The organism is Streptomyces sp. NPDC049040 (assembly GCF_043197715.1).
GTDB lineage: Bacteria > Actinomycetota > Actinomycetes > Streptomycetales > Streptomycetaceae > Actinacidiphila.
Genome location: NZ_JBICTO010000014.1, coordinates 68,230 through 86,633 on the forward strand (window position 1 = coordinate 68,230; position 18,404 = coordinate 86,633).

15 protein-coding genes are annotated in these 18,404 nt (G+C 71.9%); 5 read left to right on the forward strand and 10 right to left on the reverse strand.

Annotated elements, in window-relative coordinates:
- On the reverse strand, positions 1-1,183 hold a 1,183-nt coding region (locus tag ACGFMP_RS28180; protein ID WP_393675824.1), incomplete at its 3' end, for a serine/threonine-protein kinase.
- Positions 1,184-1,383: 200 nt separating this feature from the next.
- Here ACGFMP_RS28180 and ACGFMP_RS28185 point away from each other — a divergent pair.
- On the forward strand, positions 1,384-2,025 hold the full coding sequence (locus ACGFMP_RS28185; protein WP_393675825.1) for an NTP transferase domain-containing protein: 642 nt from the start codon (positions 1,384-1,386) through the stop codon (positions 2,023-2,025).
- A 124-nt stretch (positions 2,026-2,149) separates the two neighbouring features.
- The gene (gene aceB / locus ACGFMP_RS28190) at positions 2,150-3,778 is read left to right on the forward strand and encodes a malate synthase A (RefSeq protein ID WP_393675826.1); all 1,629 of its coding nucleotides are present in this window, start codon (positions 2,150-2,152) and stop codon (positions 3,776-3,778) included.
- Positions 3,779-3,866: 88 nt separating this feature from the next.
- Here aceB and ACGFMP_RS28195 read toward each other — a convergent pair whose 3' ends face one another.
- Positions 3,867-4,211 carry a DUF1707 domain-containing protein gene (locus tag ACGFMP_RS28195; RefSeq protein ID WP_393675827.1) on the reverse strand — a complete coding sequence of 115 codons (345 nt, stop codon included), beginning with the start codon at positions 4,209-4,211 and terminating at the stop codon, positions 3,867-3,869.
- Positions 4,208-4,789 (reverse strand): ArsR/SmtB family transcription factor, encoded by a 582-nt coding sequence (locus ACGFMP_RS28200; protein WP_393675828.1) that lies wholly within the window; start codon positions 4,787-4,789, stop codon positions 4,208-4,210. Before ACGFMP_RS28200 ends, ACGFMP_RS28195 begins: the two co-directional genes overlap by 4 nt.
- Positions 4,790-5,121: 332 nt before the next feature.
- On the opposite strand from ACGFMP_RS28200, the gene ACGFMP_RS28205 reads away from it, so the two are divergent.
- Entirely contained in the window at positions 5,122-5,889 is a 768-nt protein-coding gene (locus ACGFMP_RS28205; protein WP_393675829.1) for a class I SAM-dependent methyltransferase, read from the forward strand.
- 49 nt (positions 5,890-5,938) lie between these two features.
- On the opposite strand, the gene ACGFMP_RS28210 is transcribed toward ACGFMP_RS28205, so the two are convergent.
- On the reverse strand, positions 5,939-6,319 hold the full coding sequence (locus ACGFMP_RS28210; RefSeq protein WP_393675830.1) for a nuclear transport factor 2 family protein: 381 nt from the start codon (positions 6,317-6,319) through the stop codon (positions 5,939-5,941).
- 38 nt (positions 6,320-6,357) lie between these two features.
- Here ACGFMP_RS28210 and ACGFMP_RS28215 point away from each other — a divergent pair, with 38 nt between their 5' ends.
- Complete coding sequence (locus ACGFMP_RS28215) at positions 6,358-6,963, forward strand: TetR family transcriptional regulator (protein WP_393675896.1); 606 nt, start codon at positions 6,358-6,360, stop codon at positions 6,961-6,963.
- Here the strand turns inward: ACGFMP_RS28215 and ACGFMP_RS28220 are convergent.
- The 6 genes from ACGFMP_RS28220 to ACGFMP_RS28245 form a co-directional block, all read right to left on the reverse strand.
- The gene (locus ACGFMP_RS28220) at positions 6,960-7,592 is read right to left on the reverse strand and encodes a TMEM175 family protein (protein WP_393675831.1); all 633 of its coding nucleotides are present in this window, start codon (positions 7,590-7,592) and stop codon (positions 6,960-6,962) included. The two genes, ACGFMP_RS28215 and ACGFMP_RS28220, sit on opposite strands and share 4 nt — an antisense overlap.
- Before the next feature lie 241 nt (positions 7,593-7,833).
- Positions 7,834-9,492 (reverse strand): hydrogenase maturation protein, encoded by a 1,659-nt coding sequence (locus ACGFMP_RS28225; protein ID WP_393675832.1) that lies wholly within the window; start codon positions 9,490-9,492, stop codon positions 7,834-7,836.
- Positions 9,493-9,743: 251 nt separating this feature from the next.
- Entirely contained in the window at positions 9,744-13,337 is a 3,594-nt protein-coding gene (locus tag ACGFMP_RS28230; protein ID WP_393675833.1) for a hypothetical protein, read from the reverse strand.
- Positions 13,338-13,612: 275 nt separating this feature from the next.
- On the reverse strand, positions 13,613-13,999 hold the full coding sequence (locus tag ACGFMP_RS28235; protein WP_393675834.1) for a heme-binding protein: 387 nt from the start codon (positions 13,997-13,999) through the stop codon (positions 13,613-13,615).
- A gap of 365 nt (positions 14,000-14,364) precedes the next feature.
- On the reverse strand, positions 14,365-16,317 hold the full coding sequence (locus ACGFMP_RS28240) for an N-acetylmuramoyl-L-alanine amidase (RefSeq protein WP_393675835.1): 1,953 nt from the start codon (positions 16,315-16,317) through the stop codon (positions 14,365-14,367).
- A gap of 386 nt (positions 16,318-16,703) precedes the next feature.
- Positions 16,704-17,276, reverse strand: a complete 573-nt coding sequence (locus ACGFMP_RS28245; RefSeq protein WP_393675836.1) for a TetR family transcriptional regulator C-terminal domain-containing protein — start codon at positions 17,274-17,276, stop codon at positions 16,704-16,706.
- A 244-nt stretch (positions 17,277-17,520) separates the two neighbouring features.
- Here ACGFMP_RS28245 and ACGFMP_RS28250 point away from each other — a divergent pair, with 244 nt between their 5' ends.
- The gene (locus ACGFMP_RS28250; protein ID WP_393675837.1) at positions 17,521-18,336 is read left to right on the forward strand and encodes an alpha/beta fold hydrolase; all 816 of its coding nucleotides are present in this window, start codon (positions 17,521-17,523) and stop codon (positions 18,334-18,336) included.
- Positions 18,337-18,404 lie beyond the last annotated feature (68 nt).

Here is an 18,404-nt window from a genome sequence, read left to right on the forward strand (position 1 = left end):
GCACCGCAACGCCACCCGGCGGGGTGCCGCCGGGCACAACCGGGCCAGCGACCGGCGAAGGCACCGCAACGCCACCCGGCGGGGTGCCGCCGGGCACGACCGGGCCAGCGACCGGCGAAGGCACCGCAACGCCACCCGGCGGGGTGCCGCCGGGCACAACCGGGCCAGCGACCGGCGAAGGCACCGCAACGCCACCCGGCGGGGTGCCGCCGGGCGCGACCGGGCCAGCGACCGGCGAAGGCGCCGGTGCGGCAACGGGCGGGTGGGTCCAGGTGCCGGGAGGAGGGAGAGGGGGAAGGGGCGGCGGCAGGGTGAGGAGGGTCTGGAGGGGGGTCGGGAGCCACGGACTGGGCGGGCGGCGGTGGGTGGCCTGCGTGCACATCGCGATGACCTGCGACGGCGAGGGCCGCAGGGCCGGGTCCTTGATCAGGCAGCGGGTGACGATCTCCCGCAGCTCGCCTGGCAGTTCCGACAGGTCGGGTTCCTCGTGCAGGGCGCGCGCGCCGAACGGTGCCGTGCCGATGGCCGCGTAGGCCGCGATCTGTCCGAGGGCGAAGACGTCGGTGGCCGGGACGGGCGGCTTGTCCGCGGCCTGCTCGGGCGAGGAGTACGCGGGGATGCCGGGGGCGTCGGCGGCCGCGCGGGTGACGCCGTAGCCCGTGACACGCGGCCCGTCCGCGGCGAGCAGCACCGTACCGGGGCCGAGCCCGGCGTGGACGACTCCGGCGTGGTGGACGGCGCGCAGCGCCTCGGCGACACCGGCGACCAGGCGCAGGACGACGGGGACGGGCAGCGGCCGCCCGGTGCCGCTGACGGCGGCGTGCAGGCTGAGCGCGGGCACGTAGCCGGCGGCCAGCCAGTAGCGGGAACCGTCGTGTCCGCTGCCGAGCACCGGAACCGTATACGGGCCGTGCACCCGCCGTACGGCCTGCACGTCGTGTTCGAAGGCGGCGGCGAAGCCGGAGCGGGCGGCGAGTTCCGGGCGGACCGCGGTGAGGGCGACAGGCCGGCCGTCGGGCGCGTAGGCGAGGTAGACCGGGCCGAGGGCTCCGACGCCGAGCCTGGCGGCGATCCGGTGCCCCGCGACGACCGCGGGATCGTCGGGCGTGAGCGGCTGGTACAGCGGCCCCGGGTGCCCGGCGTGCCCGGGACGGACCTCGCCGCCGGTGTGCTGAGCGCCCATCAGTCCCCGATCCTCGGGCCTACGCGGACAAGCCCGCCCGACGCGGTGTGCGGGCACGCTCCCGTGTCGGCCGGTGGGAGGGAGGACTGCGCGGACATGCCCCGTACCGCCCCTCCCGGCCCCTGGCCAGACGATACCGGAACACGCCGACCCGGCTGCGGCCTGTTCCGCTGCGGCCGGGCAGACGGTATGCAGGAGGCATGGACACAAAGGGCGAGGTGGCCGGGCTGCTCTTGGCGGCCGGGGGTGGGCGGCGACTGGGCGGGCGGCCGAAGGCACTGCTGCCGTACGGCGGCCGCCCGCTGGTGGAGCACGCGGTGCGCGCGCTGCGCGACGGCGGCTGCGGGCCGCTGCACGTGGTGCTCGGTGCGGCGGCCGAGGAGGTGCGGGCCACGGCGGAGTTGCCCGACTGCCTGCTGGTCGACAATCCGCACTGGCCGGAGGGCATGGGCTCGTCGCTGCGCGCGGGCCTGGCCTCGCTGGCGTCGGTGCGGCCGCGCCCGGACGCGGTGGTGATCGCGCTGGTCGACCAGCCGGGGGTGGGTGCGGCTGCGGTCGCCCGGGTGGTCGCGGCGGCGCGGGCCGGCGACGACCTGCTGTCGGCGCTGGTGTCGGCCGCTTACGGCGAGCGCCGCGCGCACCCGGTGCTGATCGGCGCCGCACGCTGGGCGGGTGTCGCGGGCAGCGCGGGCGAGGACCGGGGGGCCAGGACGTATCTGCGCGAGCACGTCACCCAGACGATCCTGGTGGACTGCTCCGACATCGCCGACCCGGCCGATATCGACACCCCCATCGACCTGCGGCTTCTGGCGCCCGATGCACCGCGTGCCACAAAACGTTGAACTTCCGCACTGCGAAAACTATGCTCCACCTTGCAGAAGCGCCCGCGGCTCGCGGCGGCAAGGCACCGCGTGCCACCAGTACGCACGACGGCGTGTCGCGCACCCGTTCTGGAGGAATGACCGCATGTCCGCACCGACCCCTTCGTCCGCAGCCGTCGTCACCGGGACGGCCGGGCACCACGTGGCGCGCGAGGAGGAGGTGCTGACCCCCGGGGCACTGGAATTCCTCGCCGAGCTGCACCGCCGCTTCGCGCCCAGGCGCGCCGAACTGCTGGCATTGCGCGCCGAACGCCGCGCGGAGATCGCCCGCACCGCGACCCTGGACTTCCGCCCCGAGACCGCGCACATCCGCGAGGACGGCAGCTGGCGGGTGGCGCCGGCGCCGGCCGCGCTCAACGACCGCCGGGTGGAGATCACCGGACCCACCGACCGCAAGATGACCATCAACGCGCTGAATTCCGGTGCGCGGATCTGGCTCGCCGACTTCGAGGACGCCTCCGCACCCACCTGGGAGAACGTCATCGGCGGCCAGCGGAACCTGATCGACGCCTACGAGCGGCGGATCGACTTCACCTCCCCCGAGGGCAAGACCTACGCGCTGCGCCCCGCCGACGAGCTGGCCACCGTGGTGACCCGGCCGCGCGGCTGGCACCTCGACGAGCGGCACCTCACCGTGGACGGCGAGCAGATGCCGGGCGGCCTGGTCGACTTCGGCCTCTACTTCTTCCACAACGCCCAGCGGCTCATCGACCTCGGCAAGGGCCCGTACTTCTACCTGCCCAAGACCGAGTCCCACCTCGAAGCCCGGCTGTGGAACGACGTGTTCGTCTTCGCCCAGGACCGGCTCGGCATCCCGCAGGGCACCGTCCGGGCGACCGTGCTGATCGAGACGATCACCGCCGCGTACGAAATGGACGAGATCCTCTACGAGTTGCGCGACCACGCCTCGGGGCTCAACGCGGGCCGCTGGGACTACCTCTTCTCCATCGTGAAGAACTTCCGCGACGGCGGCGCCCGTTTCGTGCTGCCGGACCGCAACGCGGTCACGATGACCGCGCCGTTCATGCGGGCGTACACCGAACTGCTGGTCCGCACCTGCCACAAGCGCGGTGCGCACGCCATCGGCGGAATGGCGGCCTTCATCCCGTCCCGCCGGGACGCCGAGGTCAACAAGGTCGCCTTCGAGAAGGTCAAGGCGGACAAGGACCGCGAGGCGGCGGACGGATTCGACGGCTCCTGGGTCGCGCACCCGGACCTGGTGCCGATCGCCCGCGCCTCCTTCGACGCGGTCCTCGGCGACCGCCCCAACCAGAAGGACCGGCTGCGCGAGGACGTCGACGTCACCGCGGCCGAACTCATCGACATCGCCTCCCTCGACGCCAGCCCCACCTACGAGGGGCTGCGCAACGCCGTCCAGGTCGGCATCCGCTACATCGAGGCCTGGCTGCGCGGCATGGGCGCGGTCGCCATCTTCAACCTGATGGAGGACGCGGCCACCGCGGAGATCTCCCGCTCGCAGATCTGGCAGTGGACCAACACCGGTGTCGTCTTCGACAACGGCGATAAGGCCACCCCCGAGCTGGTCCGCCGCGTCGCGGCCGACGAGATCACCGCGATCCGCACCGAGATCGGCGAGGACGCCTTCGCGTCGGGCAAGTGGAGCGAGGCCTACGATCTGCTGCTGCGCACGGCTCTCGACGCCGAGTACGTCGACTTCCTGACCCTGCCCGCCTACCGGCAACTGGCGGACTGAGCAGTCACCCGTCCCACAGCCTGGCCCCGGTCCCGCCCGGCACCGGGGCCAGGGCCGGGCCACCACCGCGGGCCTGTGACAACGCCGATCAGCCGCAGAGCGGCGTGCCCCTTCGGCGCGCCGCGCGCCGGGAGAGGAGCCAGTAGACGAGCGCCGCGGGCGGCGAGCAGCACAGCAGGATGACCAGCAGCCGCGAGTCGACCACATCGACGGGTCGAGCGGGCTCTTCCGGTTCCGCCGGCAGGTCCGCCAAGAGGACGTCGAGTTGCCCGCGGGTCTGCGCTTCGTAGGCCACCGCCACGCGCTCCTCGAGTTCGGGGAGCGTCAGCCGGCCGACCGCGAAGTGGTGTTGCAACCGCGCCTCGACCCGTTCGCGCTCGGCGTCCGAGGCTCGTAACAGGGCACTGGGCGTGTGTTCCTCGCCGTCGTTCACGACGACCTCCCCGGCAGGGTTGTGGTGTCAGAGGACGGCCGGTCCTGAAGGTCGACAAGCGTGATGACGACCCGCGTCCAGATCCCGGGGGCGTCCCGGTCGCCGAATCGGGTGGCGAGGCGGGCGATGTGGCCACGCAGCTCGGCGAGTGCCTCGTCGGTCAGTCGCAGCGCACCACGGTGAAGCTCGACCTCTCGGCGGGCGCCGGCCTGCCGGGACCGGCAGGCCGTGCTGATGTCGGCCCTGGTGGCGTCCAGCATCGAGCCCAGGAACTCGGCCATCTCCTCCGGGCTTCCGGCATCACCTGGCGGTTCCGTCACCGCGGGGGCGTAGATCCGCTCGACTTTGCCGCGCGCCAGCGGCCGGTACTCCGCAATCTCGATCAGCCCCGCCCGCTCGAGCTGCCCCAGGTGGTAGTAGAGCCGGTCAGCCGGAAGATCTGCGCTGACGGCGAGCTCACGTACGGACTGCGGCGTCTCCCAGAGCGCCTCGAGGAGCCGAATGCGCAGGGGATCGGCGAGCGCCTTGTGCACACCGTGCCATTGCCGAGGCGACACCTCGGGCTGCTGGCTGCTCATCGGCTCACCCATTCATCCCACCGTTCTCCACCGGTTGGAAAATCCTACAACCAGGTGTGAAGCGGGGGGAGTTGAATGTCAGCCACCAGTGATCGGTGTTCCGCCGATGTCCGCGGAACTCGTGGGGAAAGTCTGCCGGCCGGGGCCCGGAGTGGCCCTTTCCCGGCCACGGAGGGGGGCCTGGAGGGGCGCGGGGCCGGGGTGCGGAGCGAGGTCCTCGCCGGTCTCGCCAGACACCCGCAGCAGCCCGCTCCGGACCTCGGGAAACATGGTCTGACCTGGCCATTCACCCCCTTCACCCCTACGATCGGCCCTGGTGGAAAGGGGGCCGGATGGACCGGACCGTACGCACCGTCGAGGACCTGTTCGCGCTTTTGGACGGGCTGTTCGCATCCGGGTCCTTCGCCGGCCGGGTGGCCACCGGCGACGGCAAGGACTTCTGGGATCGCTTCTACGCCGACAGGTCGAGGCCGGTTCCCTTCTTCGCGGCAAAGCCCGACGAGAACCTGGCCGCCTACCTCGCCCAGGGCCTCATCGCTCCCGGCCGGGCCCTTGACCTCGGATGCGGGGCGGGCCGCAATGCCCTGCACCTCGCATCGCACGGCTTCGAGGTGGACGCCGTCGACCTGTCCCCGGTGGCCGTCGACTGGGCCGAGGGCCGGGCTCGCGAGGTCGGAGCTGACGTCCGCTTCCTGTGCGGTGACGCTTTCGATGCCGCCGCCACCGACTTGACCGGCCCGTATGACCTGGTTGTGGACTCGGGATGCTTCCACCACCTGCCGCCGCACCGCCGCGTCGGCTATCTGGCTCTCCTCGACCGCGTCCTGGCCCCCGGTGGGCACTTCGCGCTCACCTGCTTCGCCGCCGGCGAGGCCGGAATGGGTACGGCGCTCGCCGACGCGGACCTCTACCGCGAACGCGACTTGCGGGGCGGCCTCGCGTACACGCCCGAATCACTGCGCTGGATCTTCTCCGACCTGGTGGAGGTCGAACTGCGCCGGATGCGGGAAGAGCCTCCCGAGTCGCCGCTCTTCGGCAAGACCTTCCTGTGGGCCGCGCTTTTCCGTCGGGACGTTCGGTGCGCCGCCGCCGGGCGATGACGCACCCGGCATCCGCCGGCTGCACCCCTGGGCAACCGGCGCCGGATCGTCAGGCCGTGCGGGCAAGCTGATGGACGCGCCGCACCCGCCCGTCATCGGCGACCTCGCCCATCAGGATCCAGTCCATCGACACTCTGCCGAGCTTGCGGTGCTCCACGGCCATGCGGCAGCGCGCGGCGAACCGCCCGCCGTCGACGAGGAGTTCGTCGATCAGCAGCTCGCCGCTGATGACGTTCTTTCGCACCGGGGCCGCATGGGCGATCAGCTGCTCCCGGGTGAGGGCGGCGCCGTCGCTGAACCAGACGACATCGTCCGTCATGGTGCGGTCCACGACCACCGCCGGATCCTCGTCGGACTGGCCGATGTCGCGGGTGTAGTCGAGCAGGAGGCGGCGGGCCGCCCGTTCGGTTGCCTCGCTTGTCGCTGTCATGCTCGTCACTCTTGAGCAGCCTGTTAGGCTTGTCAACCGTGTCAGATATAAGGCGCCGCCGTCAGCGGGTGGAGGTCTCCCGCAACCGCGCCGCCCTGGTCTCGGCGGCGATCCGCATCCTCGCCTCGCGCCCGGAGGCAGGCATGGCGGAGATCGCGGCCGCCGCCGGGGTGGCGCGGCAGACCGCATATGTGCACTTCGGCACCAGGGAAGGATTGCTGACGGCAGTACGTGACGAACTGAGCCGCCAGGCGTACACCGCGCTGGAGGCCGCCGCCCCCGAGGCCGGTGGCGCCACCGAGGCCCTCGACCGGTTCCTCGCCGCCGCCGGCACGCTTCTCGCCGATCAGACGGCCCTCGGCGATCCTGAGCCCCACCCCGAGGCGGACGCCGAACGGCACGCGCCGGTCCAGGAGAGCCTCGAATCGCTCATCCGCCGCGGCCGCGAAAGCGGCGAGTTCACCACCACGCTGGACACCGACTGGCTGGTGGCGGCGACAATCGCCCTCGGCCACACCGCTGACCAGCAGGTCCGTTCCGGCCTGGTGGACCCGCGCACCGCTGCGGACCGGTTCCGCGCGTCGGTGATGCTCCTGTGCGGCGCGGACAACCACGGCCCGGCCCCACATCCTCGGCAGCACTAACCCGCAGCAGGCTCCGCGGACGCAGCTTCCGCCTTGCTCGGCACCGGGACCTGGTTGAACGCGTAGTACACGGCGAGCAATCCGTGCACCGCCAGCGTCAGCGGGGCCGAGACGAAGGCGAGGCCGACCGTGATGGGGTACGCGACCGACCCGAGAGCGAAGCGCGCCCGCGTGGCGCGAGCCGCCGCGACGTCGACCCGGTCGTCGAAGAGGTGGCCGGTGCGGGTCAGATGCCACCACAGCGCCTGGAACACCAGTGCATGGAAGACCATGAACAACCCGTAGACGGCGAGGGCGACCTGCGCCGCGTTCCCCTCCCGCAGGTAGCGAGCCACCACCGCCGCCGGCCACGGCAACGCCGCAACACCCATCAACAGCACCAGGTTGAGGAACAGCAGCTTCCGGTCCACCCGGGCGATGGACTGGAAGACGGTGTGATGGTTGACCCACATCACGCCGATGATCAGGAAGGTCACCACGTATGCGGCGTAGGACGGCCACTGGCCGCCCAGCGTCGACCACAGGTTGTCCCGCGCGTCCTCGGGCACCTTGATCTCCAGGATCAGCAGGGTGATCGCAATCGCGAAGACCCCATCGCTGAACGCCTCGACTCTTCCTGACTCATTCATCCTGTCCCCCTGGTGACAAGTCCGAGCGGCACGCGGCCCAGGCTCGCAAGCCTGGCCTCCTGAACCTACCGGCAGGGCCGCATGCGACCGAGCGGGCGTGGCGCCGGGCATCAAGATGGGGGGCTCCGTTATTGGGCTGACGTCACTCGTCAGCACGAGTGACGTCAGCCCAAAGTCTGACCGCAGGCCGGCCGTCCACGCCGCTGGCGCCGTCGCGTCCTGAGCGCCGCGGCCCGCGGCATCAGCTCGGCGAGGGCTCCTTGCGGACGAACGCCCGTCGCAGCGCGTGGTAGGGCGCCGCCGGGTCGAAGAAGACCCGCTTCATCCGGGCGAGTTCCTCGGCCCGGTAGGCCGCCAGCGGTTTGGCCGTCTCATCCCGGGCCCGGGTGTTCTTCTTCTCGGCAAGGCGCTGATGGGTCGCCGGATCCGCGGCCAGGTCCCCGGCCAGCTCCATCACCCGTGCGGCGAAGCCTTCGGGACTGCTCGGCAGGATCCGGTCCACCATGCCGAGCCGCTGAGCGGCGGCGGCGCTCAGCGGCTCGGGGTTGCGCGTCAACCAGTCGGCGGTCTCAGGACCGACCCGGCGAGGCAGCGAGTAGGTCCAGAACTCCGAGCCGGGCAGGCCCATCAGGCGGTAGTGCGGGTTGAGGACGACTCCGCTCCTGCACCACACCTCGTCGGCGGCGATCGCCAGCATCACCCCGCCGGCGGCCGCATTGCCGCCGAGCGCGGAGACGACGAACCGGTCGGTGGTGGTGAGCACCGCCTCCACGAGATCGTCGATCGCCTGGATGTTGGCCCACGACTCGGCCGACGGATCGGCGGCGGCCTCGATGACGTTCAGGTGGATGCCGTTGGAGAAGAAGTCCCGGTGGCCGCCGAGGACGATCACACGTGTGGGCCGCGAGCAGGCGTACCGGTAGGCGTCCAGCAGCCGGCGGCACTGGGCCGTGCTCATGGCGCCTCCGGGGAAGGAGAACCCGACGATGCCGACGCCTTCCTCTTCGCGGTACCGGATGTCGCTGAACGTGTCGCGCCACACGGGCAAGCCGAGCGGTACGGGCATTTCGGGGACCCGCGGCAGTGCGGCGCCGAGCGCGAGGGTGGCGGGCAGTTTGACGCCGGGCGGATCAGCGGGGGTGCGGCGGGCGCGCAACTGGGGAATCCACACGGCGCCGTCGACCGTCGCACGGCAGATCGCCTGTGCACGGGTGGCGATGACCCTGCCTGGTTCCCCGCGCAGCCGGTCCTCGGCGTGGCCACCGTGCAGGTACCACTGACCGCCCAGCAGGTCGTCGAGCACACCCGGCTGGGAGTCCGCCGCACGCAGCCTGCGCAGGACGTCTGCTGTGGCGTCGGTCCGCCAGTCGATGCGGCGCTCGCTCTGCCGCAGGTACGGCCTTGCGCCCCGGCCGCGCGGGGACTGCGGTGCGGGCCGGTGGCAGCCGGAGGCGAAACGGTCGACCGTGACGAGCACGGCGTCCAAGGCCGCGTCGGACGCCTCACCGCGGTACACATCGCTCTTGCCGGTGGGCGGCATGTCGAAGGAGGCCGACGCCCACACGTCTCCCGCGTCCATCTCGGCGTCCGCTTGAAGGACCGTCACACCCCAGGTGGATGCGCCCTCCTGGATCGCCCAGTCCAGAGCCGACGGCCCCCGGTCGCCGGGTGGACCCGGATGCACGATCAGGCAGGTGTGCCGGGACCACACGTCCTCGGGAACGGCGGTCTTGAGCATGGGAGCGATGATCAGCTCCGGGTCGTGCTCGGCGACCGCGGTCCGCACCGTATGGGCGTCACGGACCGGCGCGACGGCCACGGTGTGGCCGCGGTCGCGCAGTTCTGCCTGCACCCGCTGGGTGAGGCTGTTGACCGCGCCGGCGATGAGCAGGACTCGCACCGAACCTCCAGGACTCGCTGTCGCTCCGCCGCGGCCGACGCGATCCCGGCACATCGGGATCCAGCGCCCCGGGGGGTTCGGCCACTTGTCCCCAACATGGCACACCTCTGCTGAGCAGGGCTTCTTCGCCACGACCCACCCCGCATGTGCCGCCCGGTCGGGTGGATTCGCGATGCGGCGGCCACCACGACGAAGGGCCCCGCGGGAGGCGGGGCCCTTCTGGGTCGGGCACTTGTCGGCGGGGCCGGGGCTCAGGAGGTGGGTACGGTCCATTTCGGCGGGGGCCGCTTGCCCCCGGGAGCGAAGATCGCCGGGGGGTCGGTGACGTGCGCCGGGCCGCCCCACTTGGGCAGGCTCGCCGCGGTCACGGTGTATCCGCCCGGCAGATAGCCGGGTGAACGGGTGCCGACCGTGTAGCCGTTGCTGTCGAGCACGATGTCGTACGTGCCAGGCGCCAGGCCCTCGGTGCTGAGCAGCACCGTCAGTGTGGTGCCGTCGGCGCTGACGGAGACGGGAGTCGACATCGTGTAGTTGCTCGCCTGCTCGCCGTCCTTGGCCAGGTCCACCTCGGTGCCGAGCGTCAGGTTGCTGCCGTGGATGACCACCTGGTTCCGCGTCCCGGCCGGCCCCGACGCGGGTGCCACCGAGGTCAGGTCCGCCGCTTTGGGCGGCGTCGAGCAGTGGGAGCGGCACACGCCCTGCATCGTGTACTGGAGGGGAGGCGTGGCGCCACCCGGGCTGAGGACGAAGACCACCTGCGTCGCGGCGACACCACCGCTGACGGAGCACTGGTAGTCGAAGTCGGCCCCGCTCCCGATGCACTGGTAGCCGTAGTCGAAGGACGTGCCGTTCCAGTTGGCGCTGCTGTAGAGGCCGAGCGCCGGTGCGGACGCCGGGTCGCTGTCGGTCCCGTACACGTCGAAGCCCTGCCACGGCTTGACCTGCATCACTCCGCAGTAGGCCGTGGAGGTCTCGGTGAGGGACCCGCTCCGCAGCGAGAACCCGTCAGGGGACAGGGAGTTGGCCGTGCACTGCGACACCCAGCCGGAGGCGGTACCCACCCTCCAGGTGTCCACGTGCGCGGCGATCGGCGTGCCCGCGTAGCCGGAGGCGAGGACGATGACGGCGTATGACGTCGAGCCGCTCACCCTGCACGAGGCGCCCTGCTGCCAGCACACGATCGTGCCGGTGGCATCGACGACAAGGAGGTCCGCACCGCTGTCCGCAGCGGCGGTCGGCGTCCGCACGGACAGCCAGAGCTTGTCCGTGGCGGCGGCCTGGACGCGCAGGCAGCGGGAGTCCAGGGCCGAGGTGAAGGTGTAGCCGGTCGAAGGACCGCCGACGGTCAGCGACGCCGCGGCGGCGCAGCTCGCCGTGGACGAGACGTCCCGGCGCACGAGGTGGTAGGTGTCGGCGCCGCCCGTGCCGACGAGGACAGCGGTGTAGCCCACGCCGGCGGCGAAACGGCAGGTGGTCGCGGAACTTGCGACGGTCGCACACACCTGGTCGCCCGTGGCGTCGTACACCCGCACGGAGGCGTTGACCCGGTTGCCGGTGTTGGTGTAGTCGAACATCTCCGCCGTGGAGTGGCCGTTCGCGGGGAGGGCCAGACAAGCGGTCTGGAGCGCCGTGGTCAGCTGGACCTGGGTGCCGGTGGAGCCCCCGAACGGGGACTGCGGCCACCCGATGCAGCCGGTCGCGTCACCGGTGCGCTGGATGGTCAGCCCGTAGACACCCGCGGGCGCCGTCAGCACGAGGTGGAAGGGGGCGGTGCCGGTCAGCTTGCAGACGCCGAACGAGTACTCGTTCTCGCACTGCTTGACGCCCTCGGCGTCGTAGACCGTCTCGACGGGCCTGTCCCCGTCCTCGGAAGGACTCGCCACCAGGTAGAGGCCGTTGCCCGACGCCGTGGGCAGCGTGAGGCAGTCGCGCACGCCCGCGACGCTCAGGTCGACCCGCAGCGGGCCGCTGCTGAAGCCGGTGTCGGTCGCCGACACGCACCCCTCGGTCTGCGTGGGGGACACGAAGACCGGCGAGAAGACCGTCTCGTCGGAGTGAGCCGGCCGGAAGACCAGGGGGTACGCGCCCGCTGCCGGGAAGGTGCAGGAAGCCGCGCCCTGCACGCACAGGCGCGTGCCGTCCTGACGGTAGACCGACATCCCGCCGACGTCGTACGTGCCGGCCGCGGGCACCTGGAGCAGCCAGCAGGGGTCGGTGGAGGTGGCAGGAGCGGTGCCGTAGGCCTGGGGGGCCAACGGCGTGCAGCCCGCCGGGTCCGAGAGCCTGGTGATGCGCATGCTGTAGGTGCCGACGAAGTCGTTCGTGCTCCGGGTGATCACCCGGTACGGACCCGTGCCGGTCAGGACGCAGCCGTCCTGACTGCTGCCGTCGTCGGTGGCGGTCGAACAGGACGAGGTGCCCGCGGGATCGACGATGGTGGTGACGAGCCCGCCGTAGACGTCGGTGGCGGCCATGAGGTCGATCCGGTCGCCCGGCGCTCCGTCGAAGGGCCGGCAGTCCACCTGCACGGGGGAGCTGAGCGTCTCGTGCATCAGGGGCAGGTCGTAGGCCGTGCCCACGCTTGCCGCGCACCCGGTGGTGGCGGTCAGCGGGACGAGCGCGACCGCGTAGGAGGCGGCGAGGTAGGTCGAGCTGTTCTGCAGCAGCAGGGTGTACGTGCCGGCGCCAGGAAGGGTCGCACAGGTGGCGTCGTCCGCGTCGCCGCAGACCAGGTCGCCCTGCGCGGTGTAGAGCTTCCAGGACGTGCTGCCGCCGTCGGAGGACTGCCCGCCCTTGAGCGAGACCAGCAGGCGCCCTTCGGGCAGCGTCACGGTGTGGCACGCCGCACCGCCGGCCGGGATCGTCCCGGACCCGGCGGACTGGTCCTGGTCACCGAAGCCTGCGGCGGCGAGCACGGCGCAACCGGACGGGTGGGACAACCGGTTCACGGACACGGAGTAGGAGACGGCCCGCGCGTAGGTGTCCCGCAGGAGCAGCCGGTAGGGCGCGCTGCCGGACAGGGTGCAGGTGTCGCCGTACTGCCCGATGTCGCAGACATCGGCGCCGGCGGAGTCGTAGACCGTGCCTTGGAGCTCGTAGGACAGGCCGTCCGTCAGCAGCAGGTCGCCGCTGGCGGCGCCGTCGCCGAACGCGTAGCACGACGAAGCGGCGCCCGCGCCGAGCGAACCGGTCAGCGGCGTGCTGCCGAAGGCCAGGTCGGATTCCGTGAGGCCGGTGCAGGGCGAGGACCTGAGCGAGGACACCGCGAGGGTGTAGCTGCCGGCGCCGAAGTCGTCGGTCACCGTGAGCGTGTAGCTTCCGGGCTGCGTGGTGAGGCAACTCGCGGGCCCGGAGCCGGAGACGTAGCAGTAGAGGTCGCTGCCTTCAGGGCCGGTGAGCACACCGCTGACGTAGGCGTCCGAGGTGGAGGCGAGCTGGATCGTGAGCAGGTCGTCGGCGACGGTGGTGGTGACGGTGTAGGCATCGCTGCCGCCGTCCGGGATCGATGTGCAGGCGTGCACCTCGTCGAGCACCAGCGGACCGCCGCACTGGGCGGCCTGGGTGTCCTTCGCGGTGACCGAGGCCGCGGCGCGTTTCGCAGCCTCGGCGCGCAGGGCCTTGACCTTGGCGGCGGAGGGTGCGGTTGGCGGCTTCTTCGCCGTGCCGGTGCCGGTGGCGGTGGCGGTGGCGGTGGCTTTCGACGATGCGGACGGCTTGGACGGCTTGGACAGTGCCGGGGCCGTCGTCCTGCCGGTGCCGGTGCCGGGTGTCGGGCTCGCCGCGGGTGTGCCGGCAGCCGCGGGCTTCGCGGCAGCCGGCCCTGTGCTGGCGTAGGTGGGCCCCACACATCCGAGAATCGTGACGGCAATGCCGGTGACCAGCGCGGTGAGCGCGGCGGCGCCCGCTCTCCTTCGGTGACGCTCGTGGCGTCGCCCGTGTCCGGGCAGCTGAGACATACGTTCCCCCCCAGGAAACCAAAGCCCGCCCCTGTGACGACCACAGGGGCCTCAGGGCTTGCGAAGTGTAACGACCGCATCCGACAGCTCACCAGGGGGATTCGGCCCGTGATCCGCGCGCAGGCGACGCCTCATACCGAGTCCCCCACTGACCAGGCGGGGTGTCAGCCGACGCACGCCTGCGCGACCGCGACGTCCTCGGAGACCTGACCACCGGAGACGCCGACAGCGCCGATGACCCGGCCGTCGGCGTCGGTGACGGGCAGGCCGCCGCCGAAGCTCACCAGGCCGCCGTTGGTGACTTCGATGTTGTAGAGGTCACCGCCCGGTTGGGACAGTTCGCCGATCGCCGCGGTCGGCATCTTGAACAGTGCGGCGGTCCTGGCCTTCCTGATCGAGATGTCGATCGAGCCGAGCCAGGCGTCCGCCATCCGCGAGAAGTGCAGCAGATGCCCACCGGCATCGACGATCGCGATGTTCTGGGGGACGCCCATCTCGGTGGCCTTGGCGATGCCCGCCGCGGCACGGTCCATCGCGTCCTGCAACGTCATAGCGCTCAATTTCCCTCAGTCCCTTTTCAGTTGCGGCGCATCGCTCCTGACCGGGTGCCGTCGTGGCGGGAGCACGCGGCTGCGCACTGCTTGTCGTGGGGTGCCAATCTCACGATCCCGTGCCTGCTGCCCGGGTACACCTGCCGGGCGGCCGAATCACTCCGGTGCAGTCGCGCTGGTGGTCGCCCAGGCCACACGACGGGGCAGAACGGGTGCAATATTGCACCTCCGAACCGCCCGTCGCACGGCATGCAGATGCCCGGGCCCCGGCGTTCGTGCCGGGGGCCCGGGCAGGGCTCACGATGTCGGTCCCGTGCCGGTCGACGGGGCTGGGTTCACCTCGGCGGCCGGGCCCGGGGTCGCCGTCAGCGCGGGGAGTCGCCGTCCTCCCAGTGCCGGGTCACGGGAGTCGCGATGACGTCGCCGGAGTACACCAGCGCCACACGGTGGTTGAACTGGATCGTGTACATCGTCTTCGCGCCCGTGACGACCGTGCCGCTGGACTTGAAGTAGTCCACCGTCGCGGTCGGCGGCCGGGTCGCGACGTACGCCTGGCCCGCCGGCAGGGAGTACATGCCCAGCGGGGCCTGCGTCGAGGCGCCGAGGCCCGCCGGGTACTCGGAGGCGTCGGGGTAGCTCGAACCGTAGAGGGACACCGGCGCGGTGCCCGCGGTCCTGACGGTCTTCACTCCGTAGGCCTGCCGGGTGTTGCAGCCGCCCGGGTCGAGGAACCACACCTTCGTGCCGCTGTACCAGATCGCGGTCCAGTCGCCCTGCCGGCCGGCGACGACGAACTGCTGGCCGGCCTGCGCGGTGCTGCCCCAGTCGCTGATCCGGTCCGTCCCCGCGGCGGCGCCGTGGATCGCCTGGTCGCCGAAGAGCGGGGCGGACGCGTCCGGTGCGGTGCGCAGGAAGACGAAGTTCGACGCCTGCTGCTGGTCCGTGCACGCGGTGACGGCACCGGTCGGGTCGTCGGACGGGCAGACCTGGACGGTCTGCAGGTTGGTGTCGAAGGCGGGGTCGATGGTCACGACGGAGCCCACGGGCGCGATGCCGTGCGGCCCGGACAGCGGGGCCCGGAGCAACCGCATGAAGTGGTCCCAGTCCCAGCGCGGTCCCGGGTCCCAGTGCATCGCGGACACGGTGGCGGTGCTCGGCCCGGCGACGTTGTCGTGACCCAGGATGTGCTGGCGGTCGAGCGGGATGCCGAACCGCTGGGCGAGGTACGTCACCAGGTCGGCCGTGGCCTCGTACTGCGCCTCGGTGTACCAGGTGGCGCCCTGCGCGGCGAAGCCCTCGTGCTCGATGCCGACGGAGTGCAGGTTGGTGGAGTAGTTGCCCGCGTGGAAGGCGATGTCCTTCGTGGGCACCATCTGGGTCACAGCGCCGTCGGCTGACCGCATGACGTAGTGCGTCGACACGCCGTTCGTCGGGTTGGCCAGGCCCGCGACACCGGCGTCGTAGGAGGTCTCCAGGTCGTGGATGACGATCGTGTCGATCGTGATGCCGTTGGCCGGCCGGTCGGACACCTGCAACCCGGCGGGCGAGCCCGCCACGAACGTGCACTGCACGGACGGCGGGCACTCGGTCCCGGTGGCCGCGGACGCCGCCAGATGGAGGCGGTCCACCTGGGCGGTGGCGGGGCGCGTCGAGGGCGAGGCGTCCAGCCTGACCCGCTGCCGGTCGCCGGCCTCGGTGCTCGCGCCGCCGCGGATCGTGGCGAAGACGCGGTCGGCGAAGCTCGCCGCGGCCTGCTTCTGCGGGGACTGGCTGTAGCGGGCGACGGCCCCGTACCACTGGGCGGGGTCCGCCGGAGCGCCGCCGGTCACCTGCGTCTGGTACGAGGCCAGCAGGGCGGCGCCGCCGCGGATGTTCGCCACCGGGTCCTCGCGCAGGGCGCTTTCCCGCAGGCCGGTCAGCTTCGCGGCGGCCTGCAGGGTGTGCAGCGCCGGGTCGGCGGCCATCGCGCGCAGGTCGCTGCGTCCGACCGCGCCCGCGCCGCCGCCGGCCATCATGGCCGGGGTCACGTCGGTCAGGTGCATGGGGCCGTAGCCGCCGTCGGCGCTCGCCTGCGCGCCGTGCGACTGCCAGGCGGACTCCTGGTAGGCCACCGCCAGCAGTACCGCGGCGGGGACGTGGTACTCCGTCGCAGCGGCGGCGAACTCCTGCTGCAGGGCGGTGTCCGCGGTGCTTGCGGCGCCGTCCGCGGTGTCGGCCAGCGCGGTGATCGGCAGGGCGGCCAGGCCGCCTGCGGCCAGCATGCCCATCGCGATCACGAGGGGCAGCCGCCGCGTCTTCCTCTTGTGCAAGGTGCTCATTCCTCTACGGGGGCCGGAACTGAAAGGTCGTCGAGTCGCCGTGCACCGGGTCGCCACCGGGGACCGTGCGACGGAGCCTCGACGTGTGAGCACATTATCCGACCGGTCATCTATGCCCAAGGGTGCCCCAGGGACGTCTCCCGTCACTGCCGCCACCGTAGTCCCACCCCGCCGCCGTCGACCCCCGGCCCGGCGGGACGTGGATACCGCACCGGCCAAATCCCCGATGGCGGCGATGCCTTCACGCGAGGTCACAGCCGGGTTCGGGGAAGGCCCGGCGCCTCCCCCGACACTTCAGGGCGCGTCTGACCCGTCGGCGAACTCCCGGTGAAAAGAACGGACTTCGCCGCACCCGGGAAGCACCGCCGGCCGCGGCCGACTGCGGTTCAGCGCAGGACGGTGTCGAAGACGACGGTGAAGAAGACCTCGTAGGGGCGGGCGGAGCGCTCGACACGGGCCGCGATCAGCGCGCCCTCCCAGGCGTTGAGGATGAACCGCGCCAGCGTGTCGGCCTCGCAGGTCTGCGGCACGAGCCCGGCCCGCTGGGCGTCGGCCACCGCCGAGGCGATCGCGTCCCGCCAGCCGGCGAACGCCGCTCCTGCCGCCTGCCGGACGACCTCGCTCGCGTCGGCCGCCTCGACCGCGAGGCCGCCGACCAGGCACCCGCGGCGGAAGTCGTACCCGATGTTCTCGTCACGCAGGGACCTGAAGTGGTCGCGCAGTCGTTGCAGCGGGTCCACCGAGGTGTCCAGCAGCCCCTCGATCCCGCGCGTGAGCCCGTAACGCTCGATGGCCACCACGGCGAGGGCTTCCTTGCTCTCGAAGTGGTTGTAGAACGAGCCCTTCGGCGCGTGCGCCGCGTCGGCGATCGCCTTCACACCCGCCCGGTTGTAGCCGAGGATGTGGAACTGCTCCTCGCCGGCCTCGACGAAGTTCTCCCGCAGGCTCTTCCGGGCCATGCGCTCCTCCTTCCGTCGCCGCTTCGCGGCGCGAGCCCGGCAAAACGACCGGGCGCCTTGATCGTACCGCCACCCGCGGGCGGGGCGCCGCGCCTGGCGCACCCCCGGAACCGCCGCCACAGCCCGTGATCGGGCGGTATCCACCCGGAATGTCGCATCGCCGCGATGGGGCACGGTCGTGTTAGCTTTAAGACGACCGGTCATTTTGAGACGGACCGGCGATCATACGGAGAAGGGCTACGGCATGTCCCAGATGGCACCCCGGCACACCGTCGTGGACGGACTGCGCATCCGCTACGCGGAGAGCAGCGGAACAGGGCCCGACGCCCTGCTGCTCAGTCCCTGGCCGGAGAGCCTTTACGCGTTCGACGGCGCGTGGGACGCCCTGTCCGCGCACGCCCGCGTCATCGCCCTCGACCTGCCCGGATACGGCGGCTCGCAGGTGTCGCCCGCGCTGCAGTCCCCCGAGGCGATGGCCGGCTTCGTCCTGCGCGTGGTCGAGGCCCTCGGACTCCAGCGGCCCCACGTCGTCGGCCCCGACATCGGCACCTCGGCTGTCCTTTTCGCGGCCGCGAACAATCCCGGCGCCTTCCGCAGCGTCGTCGTGGGTTCCGGCGGCGCCGCCGTACCGGTGAACGTGACCGGTGTCCTCAAGACCTGGGTGGAGGAACCGGGGACCGACCAGTACCGGGACCTCGACCCCGCCGCCCTCGTGGACACCGTCCTCGGCACGATCAAGGACTTCGAGGCGCCCGCGCACATCCGCCAGGACTACGTGGACTCCTACGGCGAGGGACGCTTCGCCGAATCGGTGAAGTACGTCCAGCAGTACCCGGCCCAGCTCCCCCGCCTCGCGGAACTGCTGCCCTCGATCACCGCACCCGTGCGGATCGTGGCCGGAGCCGAGGATCCCGTCGTCCCGGCCGAGAACGCCCATTTCATCGCCGAGCGTGTCCCGGGCAGCCGCGTCGACCTGATCGAGGGCGCGGGTCACTTCTGCTGGGAGGAGCAGCCCGCGCGGTACGCAGAACTGGTCGCCGACTGGTGGAACACCCACTGAAAGGCCACCCGCCGGGAGGCCGGCGTGCCGCCCCGGGCCGTGCGATCACGGCCCGGGGCGGCACTGCC